At 59.9% G+C, this 24,836-nt stretch carries 23 protein-coding genes; 18 read left to right on the top strand and 5 right to left on the bottom strand.

Annotated elements, in window-relative coordinates:
* Window positions 1-8: 8 nt before the first annotated feature.
* From AAZQ98_RS09140 to AAZQ98_RS09085, 12 genes are all read left to right on the top strand, one after another.
* Complete coding sequence (locus AAZQ98_RS09140) at window positions 9-308, top strand: YciI family protein (RefSeq protein WP_400290364.1); 300 nt, start codon at window positions 9-11, stop codon at window positions 306-308.
* A gap of 114 nt (window positions 309-422) precedes the next feature.
* On the top strand, window positions 423-845 hold the full coding sequence (gene arfB, locus AAZQ98_RS09135) for an alternative ribosome rescue aminoacyl-tRNA hydrolase ArfB (RefSeq protein ID WP_105661823.1): 423 nt from the start codon (window positions 423-425) through the stop codon (window positions 843-845).
* A gap of 122 nt (window positions 846-967) precedes the next feature.
* The gene (locus AAZQ98_RS09130; RefSeq protein ID WP_105657266.1) at window positions 968-1,522 is read left to right on the top strand and encodes an NAD(P)H-dependent oxidoreductase; all 555 of its coding nucleotides are present in this window, start codon (window positions 968-970) and stop codon (window positions 1,520-1,522) included.
* Window positions 1,523-1,661: 139 nt separating this feature from the next.
* Complete coding sequence (gene ispG, locus AAZQ98_RS09125; protein WP_105657267.1) at window positions 1,662-2,828, top strand: flavodoxin-dependent (E)-4-hydroxy-3-methylbut-2-enyl-diphosphate synthase; 1,167 nt, start codon at window positions 1,662-1,664, stop codon at window positions 2,826-2,828.
* Window positions 2,829-2,865: 37 nt separating this feature from the next.
* Complete coding sequence (locus AAZQ98_RS09120; RefSeq protein WP_434691576.1) at window positions 2,866-3,678, top strand: GNAT family N-acetyltransferase; 813 nt, start codon at window positions 2,866-2,868, stop codon at window positions 3,676-3,678.
* Window positions 3,679-3,813: 135 nt separating this feature from the next.
* The gene (locus tag AAZQ98_RS09115) at window positions 3,814-4,467 is read left to right on the top strand and encodes a hypothetical protein (RefSeq protein ID WP_434691575.1); all 654 of its coding nucleotides are present in this window, start codon (window positions 3,814-3,816) and stop codon (window positions 4,465-4,467) included.
* 56 nt (window positions 4,468-4,523) lie between these two features.
* On the top strand, window positions 4,524-5,273 hold the full coding sequence (locus AAZQ98_RS09110) for a hypothetical protein (RefSeq protein ID WP_434691574.1): 750 nt from the start codon (window positions 4,524-4,526) through the stop codon (window positions 5,271-5,273).
* A 501-nt stretch (window positions 5,274-5,774) separates the two neighbouring features.
* On the top strand, window positions 5,775-6,500 hold the full coding sequence (locus tag AAZQ98_RS09105; protein ID WP_434691572.1) for a hypothetical protein: 726 nt from the start codon (window positions 5,775-5,777) through the stop codon (window positions 6,498-6,500).
* A gap of 103 nt (window positions 6,501-6,603) precedes the next feature.
* Window positions 6,604-7,821, top strand: a complete 1,218-nt coding sequence (locus AAZQ98_RS09100) for a GAF domain-containing protein (RefSeq protein ID WP_434691569.1) — start codon at window positions 6,604-6,606, stop codon at window positions 7,819-7,821.
* A 124-nt stretch (window positions 7,822-7,945) separates the two neighbouring features.
* Complete coding sequence (locus AAZQ98_RS09095) at window positions 7,946-9,736, top strand: NAD(P)-binding domain-containing protein (RefSeq protein ID WP_434691568.1); 1,791 nt, start codon at window positions 7,946-7,948, stop codon at window positions 9,734-9,736.
* Window positions 9,737-10,341: 605 nt separating this feature from the next.
* Window positions 10,342-12,129, top strand: a complete 1,788-nt coding sequence (locus AAZQ98_RS09090) for a proline--tRNA ligase (RefSeq protein WP_434691566.1) — start codon at window positions 10,342-10,344, stop codon at window positions 12,127-12,129.
* A gap of 37 nt (window positions 12,130-12,166) precedes the next feature.
* On the top strand, window positions 12,167-12,979 hold the full coding sequence (locus tag AAZQ98_RS09085) for a TSUP family transporter (protein WP_434691564.1): 813 nt from the start codon (window positions 12,167-12,169) through the stop codon (window positions 12,977-12,979).
* Window positions 12,980-12,984: 5 nt separating this feature from the next.
* On the opposite strand, the gene AAZQ98_RS09080 is transcribed toward AAZQ98_RS09085, so the two are convergent.
* Together AAZQ98_RS09080 and AAZQ98_RS09075 are read right to left on the bottom strand one after the other, a co-directional pair.
* A complete protein-coding gene (locus AAZQ98_RS09080; protein WP_400290375.1) occupies window positions 12,985-13,326 on the bottom strand; it encodes a hypothetical protein in 342 nt (113 codons plus the stop codon).
* 555 nt (window positions 13,327-13,881) lie between these two features.
* Window positions 13,882-14,955 (bottom strand): hypothetical protein, encoded by a 1,074-nt coding sequence (locus AAZQ98_RS09075; protein ID WP_434691561.1) that lies wholly within the window; start codon window positions 14,953-14,955, stop codon window positions 13,882-13,884.
* Window positions 14,956-15,130: 175 nt separating this feature from the next.
* On the opposite strand from AAZQ98_RS09075, the gene rimP reads away from it, so the two are divergent.
* The 6 genes from rimP (at window position 15,131) to AAZQ98_RS09045 (ending at window position 21,468) form a co-directional block, all read left to right on the top strand.
* On the top strand, window positions 15,131-15,697 hold the full coding sequence (rimP, locus tag AAZQ98_RS09070) for a ribosome maturation factor RimP (protein ID WP_434691560.1): 567 nt from the start codon (window positions 15,131-15,133) through the stop codon (window positions 15,695-15,697).
* A gap of 2 nt (window positions 15,698-15,699) precedes the next feature.
* Entirely contained in the window at window positions 15,700-16,683 is a 984-nt protein-coding gene (gene nusA / locus AAZQ98_RS09065) for a transcription termination factor NusA (protein WP_434691558.1), read from the top strand.
* A 141-nt stretch (window positions 16,684-16,824) separates the two neighbouring features.
* Window positions 16,825-17,145: a YlxR family protein gene (locus AAZQ98_RS09060; protein WP_105657280.1), complete on the top strand. Its 321-nt coding sequence runs from the start codon at window positions 16,825-16,827 to the stop codon at window positions 17,143-17,145.
* Window positions 17,146-17,321: 176 nt separating this feature from the next.
* A complete protein-coding gene (gene infB / locus AAZQ98_RS09055; protein ID WP_434691555.1) occupies window positions 17,322-20,297 on the top strand; it encodes a translation initiation factor IF-2 in 2,976 nt (991 codons plus the stop codon).
* A 101-nt stretch (window positions 20,298-20,398) separates the two neighbouring features.
* Complete coding sequence (gene rbfA, locus AAZQ98_RS09050; protein WP_434691552.1) at window positions 20,399-20,833, top strand: 30S ribosome-binding factor RbfA; 435 nt, start codon at window positions 20,399-20,401, stop codon at window positions 20,831-20,833.
* A 188-nt stretch (window positions 20,834-21,021) separates the two neighbouring features.
* A complete protein-coding gene (locus AAZQ98_RS09045) occupies window positions 21,022-21,468 on the top strand; it encodes a YdeI/OmpD-associated family protein (protein WP_400290382.1) in 447 nt (148 codons plus the stop codon).
* 89 nt (window positions 21,469-21,557) lie between these two features.
* Here AAZQ98_RS09045 and AAZQ98_RS09040 read toward each other — a convergent pair whose 3' ends face one another.
* The 3 genes from AAZQ98_RS09040 to sigK form a co-directional block, all read right to left on the bottom strand.
* Window positions 21,558-23,042: a molybdopterin-dependent oxidoreductase gene (locus AAZQ98_RS09040; protein ID WP_105661832.1), complete on the bottom strand. Its 1,485-nt coding sequence runs from the start codon at window positions 23,040-23,042 to the stop codon at window positions 21,558-21,560.
* Between the two features lie 199 nt (window positions 23,043-23,241).
* Window positions 23,242-24,084, bottom strand: coding sequence for an anti-sigma factor domain-containing protein (locus tag AAZQ98_RS09035; RefSeq protein ID WP_105657284.1), 843 nt, complete (start codon window positions 24,082-24,084; stop codon window positions 23,242-23,244).
* The gene (sigK, locus tag AAZQ98_RS09030; protein WP_286134161.1) at window positions 24,084-24,665 is read right to left on the bottom strand and encodes an ECF RNA polymerase sigma factor SigK; all 582 of its coding nucleotides are present in this window, start codon (window positions 24,663-24,665) and stop codon (window positions 24,084-24,086) included. Before sigK ends, AAZQ98_RS09035 begins: the two co-directional genes overlap by 1 nt.
* Between the last annotated feature and the right edge of the window lie 171 nt (window positions 24,666-24,836).

The following is a 24,836-nucleotide window of genomic DNA, read 5'->3' as shown; positions in this document are numbered from 1 at the left end:
CTGTAGGCATGACTGTTTTTGCTGTTGAATACGCGTACGCCGAGAACTCCACCGAGCTGCGCAACGAACACCGTCCAGCACACCGCCAGTACCTTTGCGGCTTCCTCGGCGAAGGTGCGGTACGCCTTCTTGCTTCGGGGCCGACCCCGGTCAACGACGGCGCGCTATTGATCTTCGCGGCAGAATCGCAAGCTGCGCTGGACGAAGTGCTTTCCAATGATCCTTTCCAGAAGGTTGGCGGAGTCGGCGCGGCCACCGTCACCGAATGGAACCCGGTAATTGGCCTGCTGGAGGATTTCGCGTCCTAGGCGATAGGTACCTTGCACCAGCCTCCGCTGTTCTTTTCCGAGAACAGCGGAGGCTGCCTGCATTAAACGGCTTGGATGGCGCAGACTGGTAGGGGAGAGGAAGTGGAAAACATCATGGATGTGCAGATCACGTCAACGCTGGCGATCCCTGCAGCCGAGCTGAACTGGCATTTTTCCCGTTCCTCGGGCCCCGGCGGGCAGCATGTGAATACCTCGGACTCCCGGGTGGAACTCACCTGGGTAATTGGCGCTTCGCGGGCCTTGTCCGACTGGCAGCGTCAGCGCCTGCTGGCGAAGCTCGGACCTCGCTTGGTGGCCGGGGCCATCGTCGTGACTGCTTCCGAAGAGCGATCGCAATGGCGCAACCGCCAGCTCGCCCAAGAGAAGTTGGGGCGCATCGTGGAAAAAGCGCTGGCGCCGGATGCACCGGCACGCAAGGCAACGAAACCTACCCGCGGTTCTCACCGGCGCAGGCTGAGCGCCAAAGCTACTCGCTCAGCCACCAAGCAACTTCGCCGCAAACCAGGGATGGACTGATCCCAGCGATCGGCTACTGTGCTTCATGTCACTTTGCTGCACGGAATGGTTGGGGTGGGGAAACGGTTGAAAGTAGGTGAAGCGTCAGCTTTCTATTATTTCTGCCTTTAGGAGAACACCCTATGACCACCAAGGTCCTCACCCTCGTCGGTTCCCTGCGCAACGGTTCGACCAACCAGCAGCTGGCCGAAGCCACTTCGCACAACGCACCTGAAGGCATGGAAGTTTCCGTGTTCAGCGGCTTGGAGAACATTCCTTTCTACAACGAGGACCACGACGTGGAAGGTGGCGTTCCTGCCGCCGCCCAGGCCCTGCGCGACGCAGCCGGTGACGCCGATGCGCTGATGCTGGTCACTCCTGAGTACAACGGCACCATGCCAGCTGTCCTGAAGAACGCCATTGACTGGCTGTCCCGCCCCTTCGGTGCCGGTGCGCTCAAGGACATGCCAACCGTGGTCGTTGGCACCGCTTTCGGACAGTACGGTGGCGTCTGGGCGCAGGACGAAGCGCGCAAGGCACTGAACATCGCCGGCGCCAACGTGCTGGAAAACGTCAAGCTGGCTATCCCTAACTCGGTAGTACGCTTCGCTGAACTGCACCCGAAGGATGACGCTGAAGTTGTCGAGCAGGTCTCTGGCGTGCTCAGCAGCATCAAGGAAATCGCCGAAGCCAACTAGGTTTTCACGATCACCGGAAGCTCAATAGTGCAAGAAAGGCCACGGTAACCGTGGCCTTTCTCGCATGAGTACCCGCTCACCGCGATACGGTGACATACTTGGACTAGAGAAATACCCACAATCTATTCGGAGGCGTCCATTGACTTCGGTCAGCCTAGGCATGCCGGCAGGCCCACCGCCGGTACTCGCACCACGTCGCAAGACTCGCCAGTTCCAGGTTGGATCCGTAGGTGTCGGCTCCGACTCGCCGATTTCGGTTCAGTCGATGACTACCACCAAGACCCACGACATCAACGCCACCTTGCAGCAGATTGCCGAGCTGACCGCTGCCGGCTGCGACATCGTGCGTGTGGCCTGCCCAACGGATAAGGATGCGGAAGCACTGAAGATCATTGCGATGAAGTCGCAGATCCCGGTGATTGCCGATATCCACTTCCAGCCAAAGTACGTCTACGCTGCCATCGAAGCAGGCTGTGGCGCGGTGCGCGTGAATCCCGGCAATATCCGCCAGTTCGATGACCAGGTCAAGGAAATCGCGCAGGCCGCCAAGGACCACGGCACCTCCATTCGCATCGGTGTCAATGCTGGCTCGCTGGATCGCCGCTTGCTGCAGAAGTACGGCAAGGCCACCCCTGAAGCGCTGGTTGAATCAGCTGTTTGGGAAGCTTCCCTGTTTGAAGAGCACGGATTCCATGACTTCAAGATCTCGGTAAAGCACAACGACCCTGTGATCATGGTCCGCGCCTACGAGATGCTGGCTGAACGGGGGGACTGGCCACTGCACCTGGGCGTGACCGAAGCCGGTCCAGCGTTCCAGGGCACCATCAAGTCCGCCACCGCTTTCGGTGCACTGCTCTCCAAGGGCATTGGCGACACCATTCGCGTATCGCTGTCCGCTCCACCGGTAGAAGAGGTGAAGGTCGGCAACCAGATTCTGGAATCGCTGAACCTGCGCCCCCGCAAGCTGGACATCGTTTCTTGCCCGTCCTGCGGTCGTGCCCAGGTGGACGTCTACACCTTGGCCGAGCAGGTTACCGCTGGGCTCGAAGGCATGAAGGCTCCACTGCGCGTGGCCGTAATGGGCTGCGTTGTCAACGGACCGGGCGAAGCCCGCGACGCTGACCTCGGCGTTGCGTCCGGCAATGGCAAGGGGCAGATCTTCGTTAAGGGCGAAGTCATCAAGACCGTCCCGGAAGATCAAATTGTTGAGACTTTGATTGAAGAAGCCAACCGTTTGGCAGCAGAAATGGGACTGGACAATGACGAGAATCCTTCCTCGGGTTCTCCCATGGTCTCCGTCAGCTAGAACTAGCCGCCGGAGCGTCGAGGGAGAGCCGCGCATCTTGGGCCGTCGTGATACGACAGCCCTCATTGAGCTGCTCGATCGCGACCCCGTCGCCAATATATTCACCCGTTCGCAGGTGAGCATCCACCGGTCAGCGGTCCCAGACGGGTTTGCGCACATCGTTGGCTTGGACGGCAGCGAAGGTCTTGAATCGGCATGCTGGGTGGGCGCCAACATGGCGCCCACCGCCATGCCGGAGTCCGATGCCCAGAAGTACGCCATGCATGCCATCGATTCCCGACAGCGATTCGCCTCGGTATTCGGACCGGCAGAAACAGTTCTGGCCATGCATGACGTCTTGCGGGCTGGTCCGCAAGAAATTTTTGATGTCCGGGAAAATCAGCCGTTAATGGCCATCACCCAAATCCCGGAGAGAATTCGCCGCAACCGGATTCGGCCGGCTCAGGTTCAGGAATTCGACCTAGTCCTGCCTGCCAGCGCTGCCATGTTCGAAGAAGAACTTGGATATTCGCCGTTGGAAAACGGGGGAAGCTTCTACCGCAACCGTGTCCGCCAGTTAATTCGTGAGGGGCACACGCTCATGGACTGCGACCAGCGCGGCAACGTGATTTTCAAGGCTGATTTAGGCACCGTCACCGACGAAGTAGTGCAAATCCAAGGTGTTTGGGTGAACCCGATGTATCGCGGCCAAGGCTTAGCTGCCGGCTACATGGCCTCCACGGTGGACTACGCGATGCAGTTCGCTCCTGTAGTGAGCCTGTACGTCAACGACTACAACACCGCTGCAATCAAGACTTATCAGCGCATCGGCTTTGAACAGGTCGGCACCTTCGCAACGATCCTGTTCTAGCGTGCCGCTGGTTAAATGTCCCTGAGGCTTCTTAATGCGGGGCATGCGCATCCGAATCTCATACACTCGTAGGTGTTATAACCACGGACGGGGAGAATAGTGTCAGCAGCAATCACTATCAAGAAGATTCCGGCCGTGCTCGCCTTGCTGGCAATCCCGATGTTAGCATCGTGCTCCGGTGGAGGAGAAAGCTCTCCATCTCCGAACTCGCTGCCGCTGGTGCAAATGGATGCCCAGCAACTTGAGACCAGGCTTACCGAATTCGGAAACGGTTTGCCCAAGGCCAAAGTCTTCGATGACCGGGCGCTCCGCTCCAGCATTCCCGTAGCGCAAGAGTGGATGGAAAACATGGAAGTCAATCCCAGCAAATGCGGCGTGACTTTTGCAGCTCCGATTACAGAGCAATTGAAGAATTCCACGATGGGAGCCATCGAATATCAACATGGCTATTTGACCGTGGCCCTGTTCAACGACGAGGAAACCTTGAAGGAACAGTGGAAAGCCAAATTGGAAGAGAACGCCGGATGCTCCCGGTACACCGTGAAATCCGGCAATGAATCGCGGGCCTACCACCTGGCGAAGCAGCCGATCGATTCTCCAGCCGAAATGAATGAAAGCTATGTGGTAACCAGTAGCAACGGCTCGTCGACGGAACAGCAACTGATTGTCCGTTCGGCAACATCGAACGTGTTGATTGGCCTGCAAGAACCGACTTCGAAGGACTCGGCGGCCGAGCAGCTGACGGCGGCAACTGAGACCATACACGCGTTGCTGGAACAATTGAACTAGAGCGCCACGCTGATCTTCACACGCATGTGCCGGTCGGCAACGACAGGAAGAAAACTATGATTAAGCGTTCAGCCTTCTGGGCACTGCCTTTGGCCATTGCGATGGCTTTGACCAGCTGCTCTTCGGGATCGAGTCCGGAGCCCTCCGCTTCCCTGGAATCGCAAGCACCATCGGAGGATCCCAGCCAGCCAGCGGAGCAGTCCGTCGGGGATGCGCTGTCGGCAGAGGAAGTCGAGAGCATCGCCTCCAAGATTGTAGAAGACGACAAGGCTGTGCAGGTCATTGGCAACGAGCAAATGCAAAAGCAGTTGGCTGTTGCCAAGGATGCGAACTTGCCAAGCGGCATCAAGCCTGAAAAATGCGCCGACATGAATGCCGAATATACGGTCACGGATCTGACCGGCTCTGTCGCAGCCACTGCAACCAGTTCCTCGGAGGCAGTGGGCAAGGTGGTGCAGGTGTTTTCCCTGACCGATGAGGCGACGCGAAAGAGAGTAGCGCAGGCCTTGACGCTGGATGATCTCGAAGACTGCAAGACAGTCGCCATCGATCAAGGGGGCCAGGAGATCCAAGCCGAACGCCAGATCCTAGCACTGGATGTGCAAGCAGAGCAGTCGTTGACAATGTCCACTCAAATGGATGCCGGTGGCGGCCAGATTTTGACCTCGGTTGCCGTGCAGGCCTTGGACGGGAACGACTTCGTCCTGGTCACCTTGCAAACCGGCTCGCAACAGCCTGCAGAATTGGCTGGAGAGGCAGTAAACCTGGCGGATCGGGCATTCGCTGAGATCAAATCGGTGCAATAGGACTGCGCTGAAGGCACCCGCGTGATCCCATCCGCAGCAGCGTTGGTGCATCTTTTGCGTCGACTCGAGCCATGGTTTAAGAACCGGGTTCCAACGTGAGCGCAACATGCCCAGCGCAGACGCGGACTTTCCTGGCCGTGGCTACGCCATTGCCTTGCCGTGCGACATGGCAATGATTCTGCCCACCTGCCCGGGCGGAGTGGTTCGCAGATTTCCGAATCACCAATGCTGAGCAGAACCTGTAGCTTGTCCCTGGTCCATGCCCAATACTTTCGCGATACGTTCGTTTGCAGCCGCCGGGCGCTGACTGCCGCCCGCAGAGGGTGAGTGGCTTTGACGACGTGCCGTTCCGATCGTGCTACCGAGCTTTGCCAGTGCCGGCAACTGGGGTGATTACGTGCTCAAATCGAATCGCAGCATCGCCCCCCGAAAGTACTTTTATTTCCAACGTATTGTGAAATACTGAAGATGATCAATTGTCATCGACGTGAGGAAGTCACCATGAAGAAGCGCTCAATTTGGGTGTTGCCCGTAGCAATTGCCCTGGCTTTGACCGGATGCGCCAGTTCAGACACCGAAACCGGCGGCACTGCAGATTCCGCTGGAAGCAGTGAATCCGAGGGGGCATCCGGTACGGTTCTCGATGCCACGCAGGTCAAAGCCGTCATCGACAAGGTAATGGAGGGCCAAGACAGCGCCCAGGTGTTCGACAACGACACGCTGCAGCAGCAGCAAGAAGGCTTGGACGTTAGCGCCTTTGCTGAAAGCGTCTCTCCCAAGGAATGCGCCGATCTGCAGAAGGAGAACAGCTTCACGGATCTCAGCAAGGCCTATGCGGCAGCAGGCGTCGTGGCTGAATCTGCAGGCAGTACCACGGTGCAGTTGCTGTCCTTGAAGGACGATGCAACAAGTCAAACCATTGCTAGTCTGCTGGAGTTCGACGACTTCGGCAAATGCTCCACGATGCAAGTGGAGTCCGGAGGCCAGAAGCTCGATATTGAGTCCAAGGTGCTGGATGCCGATACGCAGGCTCCACATGAATTGGCCATTTCCACGACCACTTTAATGAGCGGAAAAGCAGTCCAGGACAGCGTGAATGTCCAGGCTTTGGACGGTTCGACCTATGTCCTGGTCAATGTCATCGGGCAGCCAGGCTCCGAAGGACTGCAAGAGCAGGCAACGCAATTGGCCGAGAAGACTCTGGCTGAAGCCAAGAACGCCCAATAATCAGTTTCGGCGCTGAGGCGTCGCTGATGAGGCCATGGGCCCCGGGAAGCTGATCCTGAATCAGCATCTCGGGGCCTTCACCATGTCGTGATTTGAAAGAGAAGTGGCTGAATTCCTTTTCATCGCCTCGTCGACATGGCATTCTCAATGGATGACCCTGGAACACAGTGCGCCACGCAAATCCATCGAGGCTGCCTTGACTGCGGGCGAGGATCCGACGCGCAAAGCCCGAAGCTTGAAGTCCCTGCATCAGCTCTGGGCCGAAGGTGCGTGCATCCCTGAAGTAGTGCGGCCAGTGGTGGCTCGTTCATGGTCCAGGGCCGGCAAGCTTGGAACAGATATCGTTCCTTTGGATACTTCTGAAATACGCGAGCGCAGGCAGGCCAACGAAGAACTCAACGGACTGGTCGAGCTCTTCAAGGAGCGTTTGCTCTCCTTGGCCACCCAGGCGGGAAACCAGCTGGTCATCTCCGACGGGCAAGGATTCGTGCTCTGGGTGCTCGGGCCCTCTGCGGTACGCCGCCGAAGTGACGGCATCGGATTTGTCGCCGGTGCACGCTGGCGCGAAAGCGACGTGGGCACTAATGGGATCGGCGCGGCAATGGCCGAGCGTGCCCCGGTGCAGATTTTCGGCCCGGAGCATGCCCGGGAAGAACAGCACAACTGGGTCTGCACATCGGCGCCGGTCATGAATCCTGCCACCTCGGCTCTGATTGGCACGATCACGCTGGCAGGCTCGTTCCGCACGGCGCATCCGCACTCCTTGGCTCTGGTCTCATCCGTGGCCCGAGAAGCAGAATTATTCCTGCAAACCGAGCATGCCTTAAAAATGCAGAAGCTCCAGCTTTCCACCCAGCTGCCCGAAGGCGAGTACGTCCTAGTTGACGTGCAAGGCTCCATAGCCGCCGCCCAAGGCTACAGTGTTGGATCCAAGCTCAATTTGCCGATGTCCATGGAAGAAGGGCGGAACTGGATTTCCGGGCTGGGATCAATTGATGCGCGGCGGACACCGGGAGGCTGGCTGCTGCAAAGGGCAGAAGGCCAGGTGAGCCTCCAGCTGTACGCAGGAGCTTCTCTGCAGGCTATTGTCCATTCGCCCGGTGGGGCGACGCGCATCAACTTGAGCGCGAAGCATTGGCAGATCCTTGAGCTGCTGGCTGCGAACCCTCACGGAGTGAGCTCAGCGCAGTTGGCGACCCTGTGGCCTGCGGATACGCCGAACGTCACCATCCGTGCCGAGATATCCCGCTTGCGCTCCAAGCTGCGTGGCCTGATCGCCTCACGTCCCTACCGGATCGTGGTCCCGGTGAGCAGCCACTAGCAATCCCGGAGCAACTGCAACCTATTGCAACGGTTTTCTTTTGTGACGCAGATCATATTCTTTCATTAGTCGCGGAGGGCCCGAACGGCCATCCATTGAATCCCGATGAAGAGATGAGATGCAAATGCCTGACAACGATTGGTTCTTGCAAGCCCGGAGCTGGTTCCATTCCTTGCAGATAGCGTTGGAAGCGGGTGACGCGCCAGCAGCTGTGCAGCTATTTTCGGAGGAGTGCTACTGGCGGGATCTGGCCTCGATGACATGGAACCTTCACACCAGCGAGGGCCGTGACGGGATCGAGAAGATGCTGCTTGGCGTTGAACGAGGCGCGTGGCCGCGGAACATCGAAGTCACCAGCGCACAAGAGGCTGACGGCGTCATTGAAGCCTGGTACACGTTCGAGAACGACGCATTCAACGGGCTTGGATTACTCCGCTTGCGCGATGGGAAGGCCTGGACCCTGCTGAGCACCGCGCAGGGCCTGCGCAAATTCCCTGAACCTGCTGGACCGCGCCGCGAACTGGGCGCCGAGCACGGCGTAGCGATGAGCAAGGAAAACTGGCTTGATCGACGCACCGCGCAGCAGCAGTCCCTGGGGATCACCGACCAGCCCTACACGCTGATTGTCGGCGGCGGCCAAGGCGGCATAGGCTTGGCCGCTCGGCTCAAGCGCATGGGTGTTCCTGCCTTGGTCATCGATAGGCATCCGCGTCCCGGTGACCAATGGCGTTCGCGCTACCATTCCTTGGCGCTGCACGATCCGGTCTGGTATGACCATATGCCCTACATTGATTTCCCCGACCACTGGCCGGTGTTCACGCCCAAGGACAAGATGGGGGATTGGCTGGAAAGCTACACCAAGCTCATGGAGCTGGACTATTGGTCACTGACTGAAGCGACCAGCGCCCGGCAGGATCCGGAAGGAGAGGGGTGGATCGTCGAGGTAGTACGCGACGGAGTACCGTTGACCCTGCGTCCCACCCAGCTGGTGCTGGCCACTGGCATGTCCGGTATTCCGAACATTCCCCAGTACCCGGGAGCCGAGATCTTCAAAGGCGAGCAGAATCATTCCTCCAAGCATCCAGGCGGCGAACGGTACGCGGGCAAGAACGTCGTGGTTATCGGCGCCAACAACTCCGCACACGATATCTGCGCGGATCTGGTGCAAAACGGGGCCAAGTCGACTATGGTGCAACGTTCCAGCACGCATATTGTGCGTTCAGAATCGCTGATGAAGCATGTGCTGGGCGGACTGTACTCGGAAGAAGCCCTCGCTGCCGGCATAGACCACAACAAGGCAGACCTGATCTTCGCCTCCATCCCGTACAAAGTCCTCCCGGAATTCCATAAGCCGGTCTTCGAGAAAATCCAGCAGGAAGATGCGCAATTCTACAAGTCGCTGGAGGATGCGGGATTCGAGCTGGACTTCGGCGACGACGGTTCAGGGCTGTTCCTCAAGTACCTGCGCCGCGGCTCGGGGTACTACATCAACATCGGTGCCAGCGAGCTGGTGGCCGACGGATCGATTGCTTTGGCCCATGGCGAGGTATCGCACTTGACCGAAGAATCGGTGGTGCTGGCCGATGGCACTCGGCTGCCGGCGGACGCGGTGGTCTACGCCACCGGTTACGGGTCGATGAACGGATGGGCGGCGAAGCTCATCTCCCAGGAAGTCGCGGATGAAGTCGGAAAATGCTGGGGCCTGGGGTCGGGAACCGCCAAGGATCCGGGTCCATGGCAGGGGGAACTGCGCAATATGTGGAAGCCCACCAAGGTCAAGAACCTCTGGTTCCACGGAGGCAACCTGCACCAGTCCAGGCATTATTCGAAGTATCTGGGCTTGCAGATCAAGGCACGGTACGAGGGCATCGGAACTCCGGTGTATGCGCTCGCCGAAACCTATCATCAATCCTGATAAAACCGTTTCCCTGCCCGTGAATCGGCTTCCTGGACCCGGAGCAAGCGCTGTATGGCGCTTCCTCCGGGTCACCCGCGCGTCTGCCACGTGGCGGTTTTCGAGCCTTATCCGGACGTTTCGTTCAACTGCAACGGCATGGAAATCGCACAACGAATTGAACGGAAAGCCGGATGAACCATGATTCCCATGCTCCTGGCACCTGCGCAGTTATTGAATCGGCGCAGATCGAGGATGCCGCAACAGCGCCGGTGCACCTGCCAGCGCGCCGCAGCCAAGCCAGCTGCACCATGCTTCCGCGTAAGCCCCGCCATGGGTGCTGGCAAGTACAAATCGGCGGGGAACTGGCACCCGACTGGGATGTCCTTTGCTGGCAGCGACTCAACGAAACAGAACCCTGCAGCGCCCACCATCTATCCAGGGGCCCGCATCCGGCCCCGGGCACGCAACACGATTCCGCGCAAGCCCTTGAATTTATTGGGAAGTGGCCGAAAGCTGTAGCATTGATTAAGGCCAATTTTGCGGCCAAAACCCATTTGATTTTGCATAGCTAGTCGGCATCCGAAAATATTTCTGAAGTCGACGGACGGAAAAGGACACCCCGAGTGGTTTTGAAGCTTTCCACTACCTTCTTGCGCACCTTGCGTGAAGATCCGGTTGACGCCGAAGTCGCCAGCCACAAGTTGTTGGTACGCGCCGGTTACATCCGTCGTGCGGCCCCGGGCATCTACACCTGGTTGCCGTTGGGTTTGAAGGTCCTTGCGCGCGTTGAAGCTATTGTTCGCGAGGAAATGAACGCTATCGGCGGCCAGGAAGTCCACTTCCCAGCGCTGCTGCCACGTGAACCTTACGAACAGACCGGCCGTTGGACCGAATACGGCGAAGGCCTGTTCCGTCTCAAGGACCGCAAAGATGCAGACTACCTCTTGGCACCAACCCATGAGGAAATGTTCACGCTGCTGGTGAAGGATCTGTACAACTCGTACAAGGATCTTCCGGTCTACCTTTACCAGATCCAGAACAAGTACCGCGACGAAGCACGTCCACGCGCGGGCCTGCTGCGTGGCCGCGAATTCATCATGAAGGATTCGTACTCCTTCAACATCGATGATGAAGGCCTGGACGAAGCCTACATGGCTCACCGCGGCGCCTACCTGAAGATCTTCGAGCGCCTGGGACTGGAAGTTATTCCGGTCTTCGCGCAGGCTGGTGCCATGGGCGGCTCCAAGTCCGAGGAATTCCTGCATCCAACGGCTATTGGCGAGGATACCTTCGTCCGTTCGGCCGGCGGTTACGCAGCCAACGTGGAAGCTGTCACCACCGTAGTGCCAGCGTCCATCGATTACGCCAACGCGCCTGCGTTCGATGTTGTCGATACCCCGGATACCCCGACCATCGAGACGCTGGTTGCCGCGGCCAACGAGCTGCGCCCACGCGAGTCCGGTGCTTGGGAAGCCAAGGACACCCTGAAAAACGTTGTCCTGGCGGTGACCGATCCAGAAGGCAACCGCCAGTTGGTAGTCATCGGTGTTCCAGGCGACCGCCAGGTGGACCTGAAGCGTGTCGAAGCTACCGTGGGTGCCCCGCTGGGCATCATCGGCGAGGTCCAGGTTGAAGCCGCTAGCGGTGAAGACTTGGCCAAGCACCCGGAATTGATTGCCGGCTACATCGGCCCAGGCAACGGCCTGGATCAGGCTGTTCTGGGTACCGAAGGCACCAGCGGCATCACCTACCTGGTTGATCCTCGCGTAGTATCCGGTACCTCGTGGATCACCGGCGCCAACGAAAAGGGCAAGCACGTTTTCGGCTTGGTGGCCGAGCGCGACTTCGGCTTTGACGGCACCATCGAGTCGGTCAACGTGCTAGAGGGCGACCCGGCACCGGACGGCTCCGGCCCATTGCGCACCGAACGCGGTATCGAAATGGGTCATATCTTCCAGCTTGGCCGCAAGTACGCTGAGGCTCTGGATCTGCGGGTCCTGGACCAGAACGGCAAGCTGAAGGTTGTCACCATGGGCTCCTACGGCATTGGCGTCACCCGTGCGGTAGCAGCACTGGCCGAGGCTTACCATGACGAAAACGGTCTGGCATGGCCAAAGCAGGTTGCTCCAGCCGACGTCCACATGGTCGTTACCGGCAAGGGCCCAGAGCTGCTTGAGGCTGCTGCGAAGTTGGCCTCAGAACTTGAATCGGCCGGTTTGGAAGTTATCTTGGATGACCGTCCAAAGGTTTCCGCGGGCGTGAAGTTCTCGGATGCAGAACTGATCGGCATTCCAACCATCGTTGTTGTGGGCCGTGGACTTGCTGAGGGCGTAGTTGAGGTCAAGGATCGTGCCACCGGCGAACGCCGCGATGTCAAGGTCGAGGACGTTGTCGCTGAGCTGAGCGCCTAAAAGGCTGTAGCCAATAACTGAATAGGGGAGTAGCGCGGTGCAAGAGATCTTGGAATTGCTGTCCGTCAACGGTGAACCCGTCTCCTTCTGGCCCCTGGTGCTGCTGCTTCTTGCAGCCTTGGGCGCTGGATGGATTGACGCGGTAGTTGGCGGTGGCGGCCTGATTCAATTGCCCGCGCTGCTTCTTTTCCCCGGCATCACGCCGGTGCAGGCGCTGGCCACGAATAAGCTGGGCTCAATCTTCGGAACGGCTACCAGCGCGGTGACGTACTACCGGCGCACCAGCCCGGATTTGAAGACCGCTATTCCGATGGCATTGACTGCCATGCTCGGTGCCTTCGGCGGAGCTGCGCTGGCCACAATTCTTCCCTCTGGAGCCATTCAGCCCATCATTATCGCAGCGCTCATTGCGGTGCTGCTGTTCACGATCCTGAAGCCCAAAGCCGGAGAGCTGTCACGCCTGCGCTACGCCGGGCATGGGCATTATCTTCGAGCCATCCTGATTGGGCTGCTGATTGGCGGCTACGACGGGATGATCGGTCCCGGGACTGGATCGTTCTTGATCATCGCCATGGTGACAGTGCTGGGCTACAACTTCTTGCAGTCCTCCGCCAAGGCGAAGATCGTCAACCTTTGCACCAACGCAGGTGCTCTGCTGCTCTTCATCCCCACGGGGCACGTCCTAGTCGCATTAGGCCTGGCCATGGGCGTGATGAATATGCTCGGAGGCTATCTCGGGGCGCGCATGGCGATCTCAAAGGGCAGCGCCTTTATTCGCATTGTTTTCGTGATCGTCGTTTCGGCACTGATCATCAAGCTCGGCTCTGACCTGATCCTCGCCGGCAAGTGATAGCTTTAGCGGCCGCTAGCTGCTGATGTGTCGATTGGCGGGTATCCGGCGTAGTGCTGGACATGCTGGGGTTCAATGGCATGGACCATGGAACTCGTCGCCATTTGCGCGATCCTGAAAGTCAAGAAGCTGGAACCCATTGCAGTTTTGTAGAGTTGGGAAACCGTAGTGTGGCTTGCCAGCGGATCTACAACCTTCAACGCTGTGCAACCGATGGATACATACAGGAACCACAAATCGTTGTTCTCCGGATCGAGAGTAGCGATCAGAGCTGGCGGCTGGTGCGCGGCCACGAGCGACATGACGTCGTTGACTGTTTCCTCAGGTTGCGCAATGACAATAGGCATTCCTTGGACCCAACCATGTGAACTGAGTTGCGCCCGACCTTGCCTTGAACCGATCACTTCGCTGACCAGTTCTGCTGTCTTCGAACGCATGAATCGACCTGACATTACCCAACCTCCAATTGACGACCTAGCCACAAGTTGTTAGTTCCCCAATAAGTGGAAGAAAGCGGAGAATTCCGCTCCGTGTTATGGGAGCCAAATTCCGTATCTCAAGCACTTGTTATTCACGATAGCCCCTTTCGGCGCGAATATCGAGAGCAAGTGAATAGGAACGAGATTCATATATCTTTGAAATCATTCCATGGCAGAGGAAATGGTGGTCGTTGATAAATTGGTTTCGAGTAATATCGCGCAAAACCCGCATGCCATATGCCGGTTATATCTTATGGCGCGGATGGAAATTACGGACCATCCGTGAATTTTGGTGCGCCTTGCGCTGTTTTGGCTCTACCTGAGCCCGTTCTCTATTTCGGCTCAGGGCAATTAGCAGTCGTGATTATTTCGTGATAATTCAACGAAACGTGAAATACGGCTAAATTCCAGTTGAATCCAAAACTATTTCCCGACTTCGCCAGTCTCCAAGATGCGGTATTCATCATTCGATCCCTGCTGGCCATTGAGGGCCTGGAAAGCGACGGCGGAAATTTTTGCGCCGGCAGCTCCATCGCTAACGCCCGCTGCTACGACCAATGCATCAGCAAAATCCCCTTCGGCTTCCGCGGATAGGGCAGCCAGGTCTTCGAGGCCGCCTTCGGGTAGCGCATAGGCGGGTTCACGCAGGTCTGCGCACTGTTCGTCAACGGCCGCACGCAGGCCGCGAAGCTGGCGTCCCAGCTCGCTGCGTCGAGCTTCGACGGCTTCCTTGGCGCTGTCGGCACCACGTGCAGCCGTGAGCTGCAGAAGGAAATCCAGTGCATAGCCGCGGTCCAGGGCCCGGGCGACGGCCGTTGGTTCGATGTTCTGCGCTTCGGTGATTTCCTTCGCGGGGTCCAGCAGCTCCTCATTAGGCAGGCAGGCTACTGGCTGGTCTTTCTGCTCTTCTTCACCCGAGACTGCACTCAGTGGCAAGGCCAAGTCCACATCACGCTCTTCTCCCAAAGATGCAACAGCACTGCGGGCGTCCAGGTTGATCTGGAAAGCAATCTGGGCCAGCTTCGAATCCCTGGACAGCGACGGTTCTGCAAAGGCAGGCATCGCTGACGATGCGTCGGCGACATTCGTGGCAAGCGCAACCAGCGCGTCGGGGGAGAAGCTTTGCGGCAATGCCGCAGGCTCTTGGTCGTCGAAGCGCAATTCACCGAGCACCGCTGACCCCTGCGACAAGGAAGTCGCCAGTGCGGATAGCCTCGAAGCGTTATCCTCGGGTGCCAGCTCGGCCAAGGCTTGGGCCTGAGATGCCAGATCTGCCAGCTTTGCTCCGTATTCCCACATCATGCGGGCATCGGCGCTGGCCTCATTGACCTGTTCGGGCAGGCCCCGCTCCACCAGGGCGCCTCGGAAGACGGTGCTGCCAATGCCCCACGTCACGGCAAGGGCAACTGCACCAGCCAGTACCGGAGCAATCCAGCCTGGAGCGCGGCGTACTTGCCTGTCGGTGCGACGGGCGGAATGGGGCGATTTTTCAGTCATAGCGTTTCGATCATGCCATGATCAATGCAGGTAAAGAGGGCAATAGCGGTGTCGAGCGCCACGATGGATAGAAAATGGGCGTGAGTTCCTTCACCTGTGCCCGTTTAGATGTTCTCAATGAGCGGAACGCAATATAGGCTTAACGGACAACATCGAATAGCGTGGGAGGATATCCATGACCGGAATGCCGGCCGATACCGAACAGGAAGCGCAGCGTCTGACTGCATTGCTCTCCAAGGAAGTAGAATCCCACGGGCTTCTCCTGGAGGAAGTCGCCTTGCGTCCCTCCGGCAAGCAGATGATCGTGCAGATCATCGTCGACAAGGCCGACGGTCACGAAACGCTGACTCTCGATGAACTTGGTGAAGTTACCACCACCATCTCCAACGCTCTGGACAAGGACGCCGTCTACGCATCGTCGGCTCCTTACGAACTCGAAGTCAGTTCCCCAGGACTCTCCCGCCCATTGACTGCCCAGCGCCACTGGACCCGCGCCCTCAACCGCATGGTCAAGATTTCGCTGGCCGACGGCACGAAGCTTCGCGGGCGCTTGCTTGAGGTCAACGACGGCGACGTGTTGATTGCTGAGCACCGCGAGCCGGCCAAGAAGGGCATGAAGGTCAAGGTGCTCGATCCTGCGGCCTATGCCTTTGAAAATATCCGTAAAGCTGTTGTCGATCCAGAGCTGAACTTCGATGACGCACTATTTGACACTGCCGATACTGAAGATTTGGAGGGCTAAGCGTGGATATCGATCTGAATGCGCTGCGCATCCTGGAAAAAGACCGCGACATCCCAATGGATATTTTGATTCCGACCATCGAGTCGGCACTGCTGCTGGCTTACAACAAGACCGAAGGCGCCATGCCTGGCGCCCGCGCGCACATTGAGCGCAGCAACGGCCATGTGGCGATCCTGGTAGAGGACCGCGACAACGCCGGCGTGCTGCTGGGCGAATTCGACGACACCCCGCACGGTTTCGGCCGCATTGCCGCCTCCACCGCCCGCCAGGTAATCATGCAGCGCCTGCGTGAAGCTGAAGATGCGCAGGTTGTCGGCGAGTTCGCGGCCCGCGTTGGCACCCTGATCTCCGGCGTCATCCAGCAGGGCTACTCCTCGCATATGGTGCAGGTCAAGATCGGTGATCTGGAAGCGCTGCTGCCACCAGTTGAGCAGTCCCCAGGCGAGAAGTACCAGCACGGAAACCGCCTGCGCGCCTACGTTGTTTCCGCTGAGCGCGGCAACAAGGGCCCAGCCGTTACCCTGTCCCGTTCCCACCCGAACCTGGTTCGCCTGCTGTTCGAAATGGAAGTTCCAGAAATCGCTGACGGCACCGTCACGGTCGAGGCACTGGCTCGTGAAGCTGGCCACCGTACCAAGATTGCTGTGCGCGCAACCAAGGCCGGTGTCAACGCCAAGGGCGCTTGCATCGGTGAAATGGGAACCCGCGTGCGCGCCGTGATGAACGAACTGAACGACGAGAAGATCGACATCGTTGACTACAACGAGGATCCAGCGAAGTTCATCGCCGCGGCCCTGTCTCCATCGAAGGTCGTCTCGGTAGAGATCCTGGACGAAGCCGAACGCCGTGCTCGCGTGGTTGTTCCCGACTCCCAGCTCTCGCTGGCAATCGGCAAGGAAGGCCAAAATGCTCGCCTTGCTGCCAAGTTGACCGGCTGGCGCATTGACATCCTGGCTGCCTCGGGCGGCAAGGAACCGCAGCTCTAAGCAGCTGCGGGAAATAATTCCAGTTCAGCGTGTTGGAAGCCTAGCTGCGTGTGAGCCACAACTCATGCGTGCTATGGCGTCCAAACGCGCTAGACTAGTAGATGGCTCGTAATAACTAGGGAAGGTGGCGACGGCGCTCGCATGAAGCTGCATCAGCAACGCACGTGCATTGGCTGTCGAACCGTAACCAGTAAAAATGAGCTGCTCCGTTGGGTCCTGAAAGACGGTACACCGCTGCATGCGGTGAGTTTGGATCAACAGGGTTCCGCTTCAGGGCGGGGCACTTGGACCCACGGGACCGAAAAGTGTGTGCAGCAAGCGGTGCAGCGCCGGGCGTTCGCGCGGGCCTTCAGGTCTGCGGTAGACGATTCGCAGGTGCTGCAGGAATTCACTGCATACGAAGATCAGCTGGCAAGCAACCAGCTATCTGGCAAACATGATGAAAGCGGGTCAGAAATCTGATGGCAACCCGATGAGTCGGCAATGCTGAGCGCACAACGATGAACAATCAGTTCTGCGTGATCCACCGTGCGACGGAAGAATTTCACGAATTACACAGCTGATCTGCCAGACCGCTGATCTAAAGATTTATCTTTTGATACCGGGGTTTGAGCAGATCACATCGACACAGGAGAGATGTGGCTAAACCCCGCGTTCACGAGCTCGCTAAAGAGCTCGGAATCACTTCAAAAGAAGCACTAACCAAGTTGCAGGACATGGGCGAATTCGTTCGCTCGGCATCCTCGACCGTTGAACCGCCAGTAGCGCGCAAGCTGCGCGACGCATTCCCAGGTTCCAACGGTGCCGCTAAGCCAGCAGCTGCTGCCAAGCCAGCCGCCGCCAAGCCAGCGACCCCTGGAGCACCGAAGTCGGCTTCCAAGCCGGCTGCTACCCCAGGTGCCTCGGCCCCGAAGCCAGGCGTTAAGCCAGCTGCGGCAGCTCCGGCTCCTGCAGCCCCAGCTGCCCCAGCCGCACCTGCGGCTCCTGCAGCTCCGGCCGCGAAGGCAACCCCTGGCGCTCCATTGCCAGGTGCAGCCCCGGCACCGAAGCCAGGTGCCAAGCCAGCTCCGAAGCCAGGCGCTCCACGCCCAGGCAACAGCCCGTTCTCTTCCCAGCAGGGTATGCGCGGCGCTGAGTCCGGCGAACGCCGTGGTGGCGGCAACCGCGAAGGCGGTCGTGCCCCACGTCCAGGCGCACCTCGTCCGGGCGGTCCACGCCCAGGCAACAACCCGTTCTCCTCGCAGCAGGGTATGCGCGGCGAAGGCGGCCAGGGCGGTCCTCGCCCACCACGCGACGGCCAGCGCGGTCCACGCCCAGCTGGTGCCGGCGGTCCACGTCCGGCTCGTGACGGCCAGGGCGGTCCACGTCCGGCACGTGACGGCCAGCGCGGTCCACGCCCAGCAGGTGCCGGCGGTCCACGCCCAGCAGGCCAGGGCGCTCCACGCCCAGCCGGTGCAGGTGGCCCACGCCCAGCAGGTGCCGGCGGTCCACGCCCAGGCGCTGGCGCAGGTACCACTGCAACCCCGCGCATGATGCCTAACCGCACCGATCGTCCAGCGCCAGCAGGCGGCGGACGTCCAGGTGCAGGTGCCGGCGGCCGCGGTCGCCCAGGTGGCGGCAGCGGTGGCGGCAGCGGTACCGGTGGCGGCTTCCGCCCAGGTGCACCACGCGGTCGCGGTGGCGTTGGCGGTGCTTTCGGCAAGGGAGGCGCCGGTCGCGGCAAGCAGCGCAAGTCCAAGCGCGCAAAGCGCCAGGAATTGGAGCAGATGAGTGCTCCGTCATTGGGCGGCGTGAATGTTCCACGCGGCAACGGCGACACCGAGATCCGTCTGCGCCGCGGCGCGTCGATCACCGACTTCGCCGACAAGATTGGCGCGAACCCAGCAGCACTGGTGACCGTACTGTTCCACCTCGGTGAAATGGCTACCGCCACGCAGTCGCTGGATGAGGCAACCTTCGAGGTACTCGGCGACGAGCTGGGCTACAAGGTGCTTGTCGTCTCCCCTGAGGACGAAGACAAGGAACTGCTCGAAGGCTTCGGCCTGGACCTGGATGCCGAACTTGAGGCTGAAGGCGAAGACGTGCTTGAAGAGCGCGCCCCAGTCATCACCATCATGGGCCACGTCGACCACGGTAAGACCCGACTGCTGGATGCTATCCGCAAGTCGAACGTTATCGAGGGCGAGCATGGCGGCATCACCCAGCACATCGGTGCGTACCAGATCAACCACATCCATGAGGGCCGCGATCGCGCAATGACCTTCATCGATACCCCGGGCCACGAGGCGTTCACCGCCATGCGTGCCCGTGGTGCCGAGGTCACTGACGTGGCCGTGCTGGTTGTCGCCGCGGATGACGGCGTCATGCCGCAGACCGTGGAAGCACTGAACCACGCACAGGCTGCCGGCGTGCCGATCATCGTCGCAGTGAACAAGATCGATAAGGAAGGCTCCAACCCTGACAAGGTCATGGGCCAGCTGACCGAATACGGTTTGGTTCCAGAAGAATACGGTGGCGACACCATGTTCGTGAAGGTTTCGGCACTGCAGAAGCAGGGCATCGACGAGCTGCTGGACGCTGTCCTGCTGACCTCGGACGTGCTTGAGCTCAAGGCCAACCCGGACAAGTCCGCTCGTGGCGTGGCCATTGAAGCGAACCTGGATAAGGGCCGCGGTTCGGTTGTTACCGTCCTGGTCCAGTCCGGCACCCTCTGCGTTGGCGACACCATGGTGGTGGGCACCGCCCACGGCCGCGTGCGTGCAATGTTCAACGAGAACGGCGAAAACCTCGACGTGGCACTGCCATCGCGTCCGGTACAGGTCCTGGGCATGTCCTCGGTCCCGCGTGCTGGCGACGGCTTCCTGATCACCGAAGACGAGCGCACCGCCCGCCAGATCGCTGACAAGCGCGAAACCGCAGAGCGCAACGCAATGCTGGCCAAGCGCCGCAAGCGCATCACCTTGGAAGACTTCGACAAGGCTGTTGCCGATGGCAAGATCGATACCCTGAACCTGATCCTCAAGGGTGACGCTTCCGGTGCTGTTGAAGCACTGGAAGACTCGCTGATGAAGATCGAGGTCGGCGACGATGTGCAGCTGCGCGTGATCCACCGCGGTGTCGGTGCGATCACCCAGAACGACGTCAACTTGGCAACCGTGGACAACGCCATCATCATTGGCTTCAACGTCCGCCCAGCCGAGCGCGTGGCAGAACTGGCCGACAAGGAGGGCGTCGACATGCGCTTCTACTCGGTCATCTACTCCGCTATCGACGACATCGAGAATGCGCTCAAGGGCATGCTCAAGCCGGAGTTCGAAGAAGTGGCCCTCGGCACCGCCGAGATCCGCATGGTCTTCCGCTCCTCGAAGTTCGGCAACATTGCCGGTTCGATCATCCGCTCGGGCACCATCAAGCGCAACACCAAGGCTCGCCTGGTACGCGACGGCAACGTCGTGGGCGACAACCTGAACATCGATTCGCTGCGCCGTGAAAAGGACGATGTCACCGAGGTCCGCGAGGGCTTCGAATGCGGTATCGGCCTGGGGTCGTTCAACGACATCAAGGAAGGCGACATCATCGAGACCTTCGAGATGCGCGAAAAGCCACGCGACTAATTGCCGACAAGCAATTAGCAGTGTGACTCACTGATTCGTGGGCGTTTGACCGATAAGCTTTGGTCAAGCGCCCACGAGTTTTGAACCATTAGGAGAAAACCATGGCTGATTCAGCCCGCGCCGCACGCCTGGCTAAGCGCGTACAGGTCCTCATGGCCCAGTCGCTGCGCAACGTCATCAAGGACGAGCGCATTGACAACGTCACCGTGACCGACGCTCGCGTCACCAACGACCTGCAGCACGCTACGGTGTACTACACCGTCTTTGGCGATGACGAGCTGAAGAAGGACATCGCTACCATGCTGGAAAAGCGTGGCGGTGCCCTGCGCAAGGAATTGGGCCGCAATCTGACCATCCGCCTGACCCCGACGCTGGCATTCGTCGCCGACGAAATCCCCGAGGGTGCCTCGCATCTGGAGGAATTGCTGGCCAAGGCCCGCGAGAAGGACGCCGAGGTTGCAGCTCTGCGCGAAGGCAAGGACTTCGCCGGAGACCAGGACCCGTACAAGAAGGACGAGGACGCCGAAGAAGCCTAAGGGTTTCTGGGCTTCATCCTGACTGGAGCAACGCCCCGGCCAGCACGCATTGCGTGCTGGCCGGGGCGTTATGCGTTGGCCTCGATTACCCTCACAGCGAAGCGCGAATCCCTGCCGAAGGCTGGTCGCCGGGAAGATGGTGGGATAGCGTGATCAGAAACCGCCGGATCCGACCAAAGGTGCAGCACATGCCAGAATTCACCACAACATTGAGCGCAACCGGCGGGAACAACGTGGGCATCGTGGTTCCCGATGGCATCGTGCTCGGATTCGGCCGCGGCAAGCGTGTGCCGGTCATCGTGTGCATTGACGGGGACTACACGTACCGGAACAGCATTTCCTCCATGCACGGGCAATTCCTCATTTCCTTCAGCTCCGAGACCCGTGCTGCCACGGGCAAGGGTGCGGGCGATGAAATCAGCGTGAGACTCGAACTGGACGAGGAACCGCGCACCGTCGAAATCCCCGAACCGCTGGCCGTGCTGCTCTCCGCCGAGCCCGAGCTGCTGGACGCCTGGAACAAGCTGTCCTACAGCAAGCAGCGCGGCCATGTGGACCCCATCGTGGCTGCCCGCGGCGAGGACACCAGGACGCGCCGGGTCGAGAAGGTCATCAAGACGCTGCGCAGCCACTAGCCTGCCGGGGCCATGCCCGCTGAGCCAGCAGGCCAGCCAGCCCCGGTCGCAGTCGGCAGCAGCGTGAGCAACCCACCGGTGCCCCGGAGCTACTGCACGGTGAATTGCAGGCGCTGCCAGCCGCTGGCGCCATTGGGCACCGGGTTGGCTTTCTCGCTGGTCTGCAGCTTGCCCTGTGCATCATAGGCGCGGACGGTTGCCGAGTGCGTTCCGGGTGCTGCGTCCTTCCATACGAAGCGCCACTGCCGCCAGGTATCCAACGAGGCTTCGGTCGCCAGTTGGGCATCTGCCCACGGTCCGTCATCGATCTGCACCTGCACACGCGAAATGCCCCGGGTCTGCGCCCATGCAGTTCCGCCCAAGACGACTTCTCCGGCAGGCACCTGGGCGAACGGGCGAGGGGTATCGATGCGGGAAGACATCTTGATTGGACCGCGTTCGGACCAGCCGCGAGTAGTCCAGTAGGCCGCCTTGTCCTGGAACCGCGTCACTTCCAAATCGACCACCCATTTGGTGGCCGACACGTAGCCGTAGAGACCTGGCACCACCATGCGCACCGGGAAACCATGCTCGAAAGGCAGCGGCTCGCCGTTCATGCCGATGGCCAGCAAAGCCATCCGGTCGTCGGTGAGCGCTTGGAGCGGGGTGGAGGCGCTGAAACCGTCATGCGAAGTCGAAAGCACCATATCCGCGCCGGCCTGCGGAACCGCGCGCTCCAGCAGCTTACGCAGCGGGTAGCCCAGCCATTTCGCGTTGCCTACCAGATCGCCGCCGACGGGATTGGACACACAAGTGAGCGTCAGATAGGTTTCCACGAGTTCTTCGCCCAGCAGTTCGTCGAAGTTCACGGTGAATTCCTTCTCCACCATGCCGTGCACGCGCAGCGACCACTGGTTCGGGTCGATCTGCGGCACCGAAAGCGCGGTATCGATGCGGTAGAAATCCTGGTTGGGAGTCACGAAGCGGGGCATGTCCGCTACTTCTACCTGCACCCCTTCGGGCAGGGGTTCCGCCTTGGTCCGGGCCGCAGGCAGGCGCAAGGCCTTGCGTGCGGCGGCGGCCATATTCCGTGATGCCGACAGCGAGGTGGAAACACCGGTGGAGACGGCCGCGGCGGCCAGGGACAGGGCTGCGCCTATCAAGAACTTCCTGCGGCTTGGACCCGTCGCGGTGGCGCCCTCGTCCTGCCTAGGGGCCGCGGCCGCAGCCAGCCGGGTCAGCCACTGCAGAAGCCCTATACCGGCGATCGCGCCCAGTACCGTCGGGATGATATCCAGCAGGCTGGTGGAAGCACGAGCGGCCACGGCACTGGAGAGCAGCACGGCCAAGCCGATGATGGCCGTGCAGGCCAGCGCAAAACTTCGCTTGGCGATCAGGCCGATCATCGCCGCCAGGACTGCGGCGGCTGCACCGATGGAAATGAATAACGCCAACTTGTCATTGGTCCCGAAGGTCGCGATGGCGAAGTCCTTGAGCCATGGGGGAGTCAGGTCGATGATGGCTGAACCCAGCGCGAAAAACGGCGAGGATGCATTGTTGAAAAATGCCGAGGCGAATTGGGCCACGGCAAACATGATTGCGGCCGAGCAAATTCCAGCCACCGCGTGGAATACGAGTTTACTGCTGCTGCGCTTCTGCCAAATGCCCACTGCCACTCACCTCATGCGTTGCGGTCCATGTTCCCCTGCAGAATGCAGGGGGAACAACTTCTCACAGTGTTTTCGGAACGGGCAGCATTGCGGATTGGAACAGGCTACAAGAACTTCCGCACGCTCACAGCGATTGGACCATGATGGGGTCTGTTGTCGGAGCCGGGGAGCCGGTGGCCGGCTCGACCGTGATCCCGAAGTGGGTGATGCCCTTCATTGGATCCGAAACCATGATCATGCCGTTGGCATCGCCGCCGGTGAGCATTCCCGCAGGAACCGCCCCTTCTGCCGAGATCAGCCACAGCTCGTAGCCCTTGTCGCTGGACAAGGCTGGCATGCCCGAGGTGGACACCGCCATCAGGCCTTCGTCGGCAGAATAGGACAGCGTGATTCGCGCGCCGTCGTCCAGTGTCTGCGTTTTCGACTTGGCATCTGGGGCAGCCAGGATGCGGCTGAGCTCTTCTTGATGCGAGGCCATGGCGGCCATCTGGCTTTCCAGCTCGCGCTGCTGGGAATTCTGGTTGATGGCCAAGCCGCCCAGAGCCACCGCTGCGAGCAGCAGGACGCCGGCGGCCAAGGCGAAGAAGCGCTGCGGGCCGCGTTCTGCGCCAGCTTGCGGGGCCTGGTGCGTTGCAGCGGTTTCGGTTTCCCGTTCAGCAGGAGCAGCTGGTTCAGCAGGAGCTATTGGGTCCTGTGCCTGGGCGCCGTCGTGATCGAGGGCCGTCTCCTGCACAGGTGCCAATTGCTCGGTAGTGCGGATAGCGGCCATGATGTTGTTCTTCAGCCGGGCCGGAGGATTGACCGGTTGCGCTGACAAGCCGAGCAGTCCAGCAGTTTCCTGCAGGGCATCCAGTTCCCGGCGTGCCTGGGCAGAGTCGGGACCCCCATGCTGGAGGGCTTCGCGTTCCTTGTCTTCCAGAGCATCCAGGGCGAAGCTGTCGGTCAGCTCGTTCTCGTGCTTGTCCATTACGCCGCTCCCATCAGTTCTCGAAGTTTGCCCATTCCATCGCGTATTCGCGTTTTCGCGGTTCCCACCGGTATTTTCAGCAGCTCTGCGACTTCCGTGTGGGTGTATCCGCCGAAGTAGGCCAGGTGTATCGCCTCGCGTTGCGGGGCGGTGAGCCGCTGCAGGGCTTGGGCTACGCGCATGGTCTCGTCGTGCAAGATGGCATTCTCTTCCACGTCGTCGTAGCTGTCCTGGAATTCCTTGATTCCAACGCGCAAATCCCGGTCCTGGCTCGCTTGGCTTGCTCGCACCCGGTCGACGGCCCGGCGGTGGGCAATAGTCAGCAGCCATGATGCTGCCGTGCCACGCGCCGGATCAAAGCGCCTTGCCTGTTGCCACGCTTCGACAAACACTTCCTGGGTGACTTCTTCGCTCTGTGCATTATCGCGAAGCACCCGCAGCACGAGTCCGAAGACCCGTGAAGCCATGGCATCATAGAGCGATTCGAAGGCAGATTCATCTCCCAGCGCGACCTGTTGCAGCAGGACGTCTGGCGTTTTCACGGAATCGTCTTCCATGGCATCGAGTCTATTGGAACTCATGAATCCTAGGGTCTCATGCATCTGTGGCTAAGCGGCTATCTGCTGTGGCGTGGCGTTTTGCGAAAAGATCCGTCCAAGGGAACCAGGTTCCCGTTGCACCGGCGAAGGTGATGCCTGGAAGGTATTCCATGCACCACCTTCATGCCAGCGGCTTTGATGATTCTGGCGATA

This window comes from Glutamicibacter sp. Je.9.36, assembly GCF_051129975.1.
Classification (GTDB): domain Bacteria; phylum Actinomycetota; class Actinomycetes; order Actinomycetales; family Micrococcaceae; genus Glutamicibacter.
This window is presented reverse-complemented; position numbering and strand designations above follow the sequence as displayed.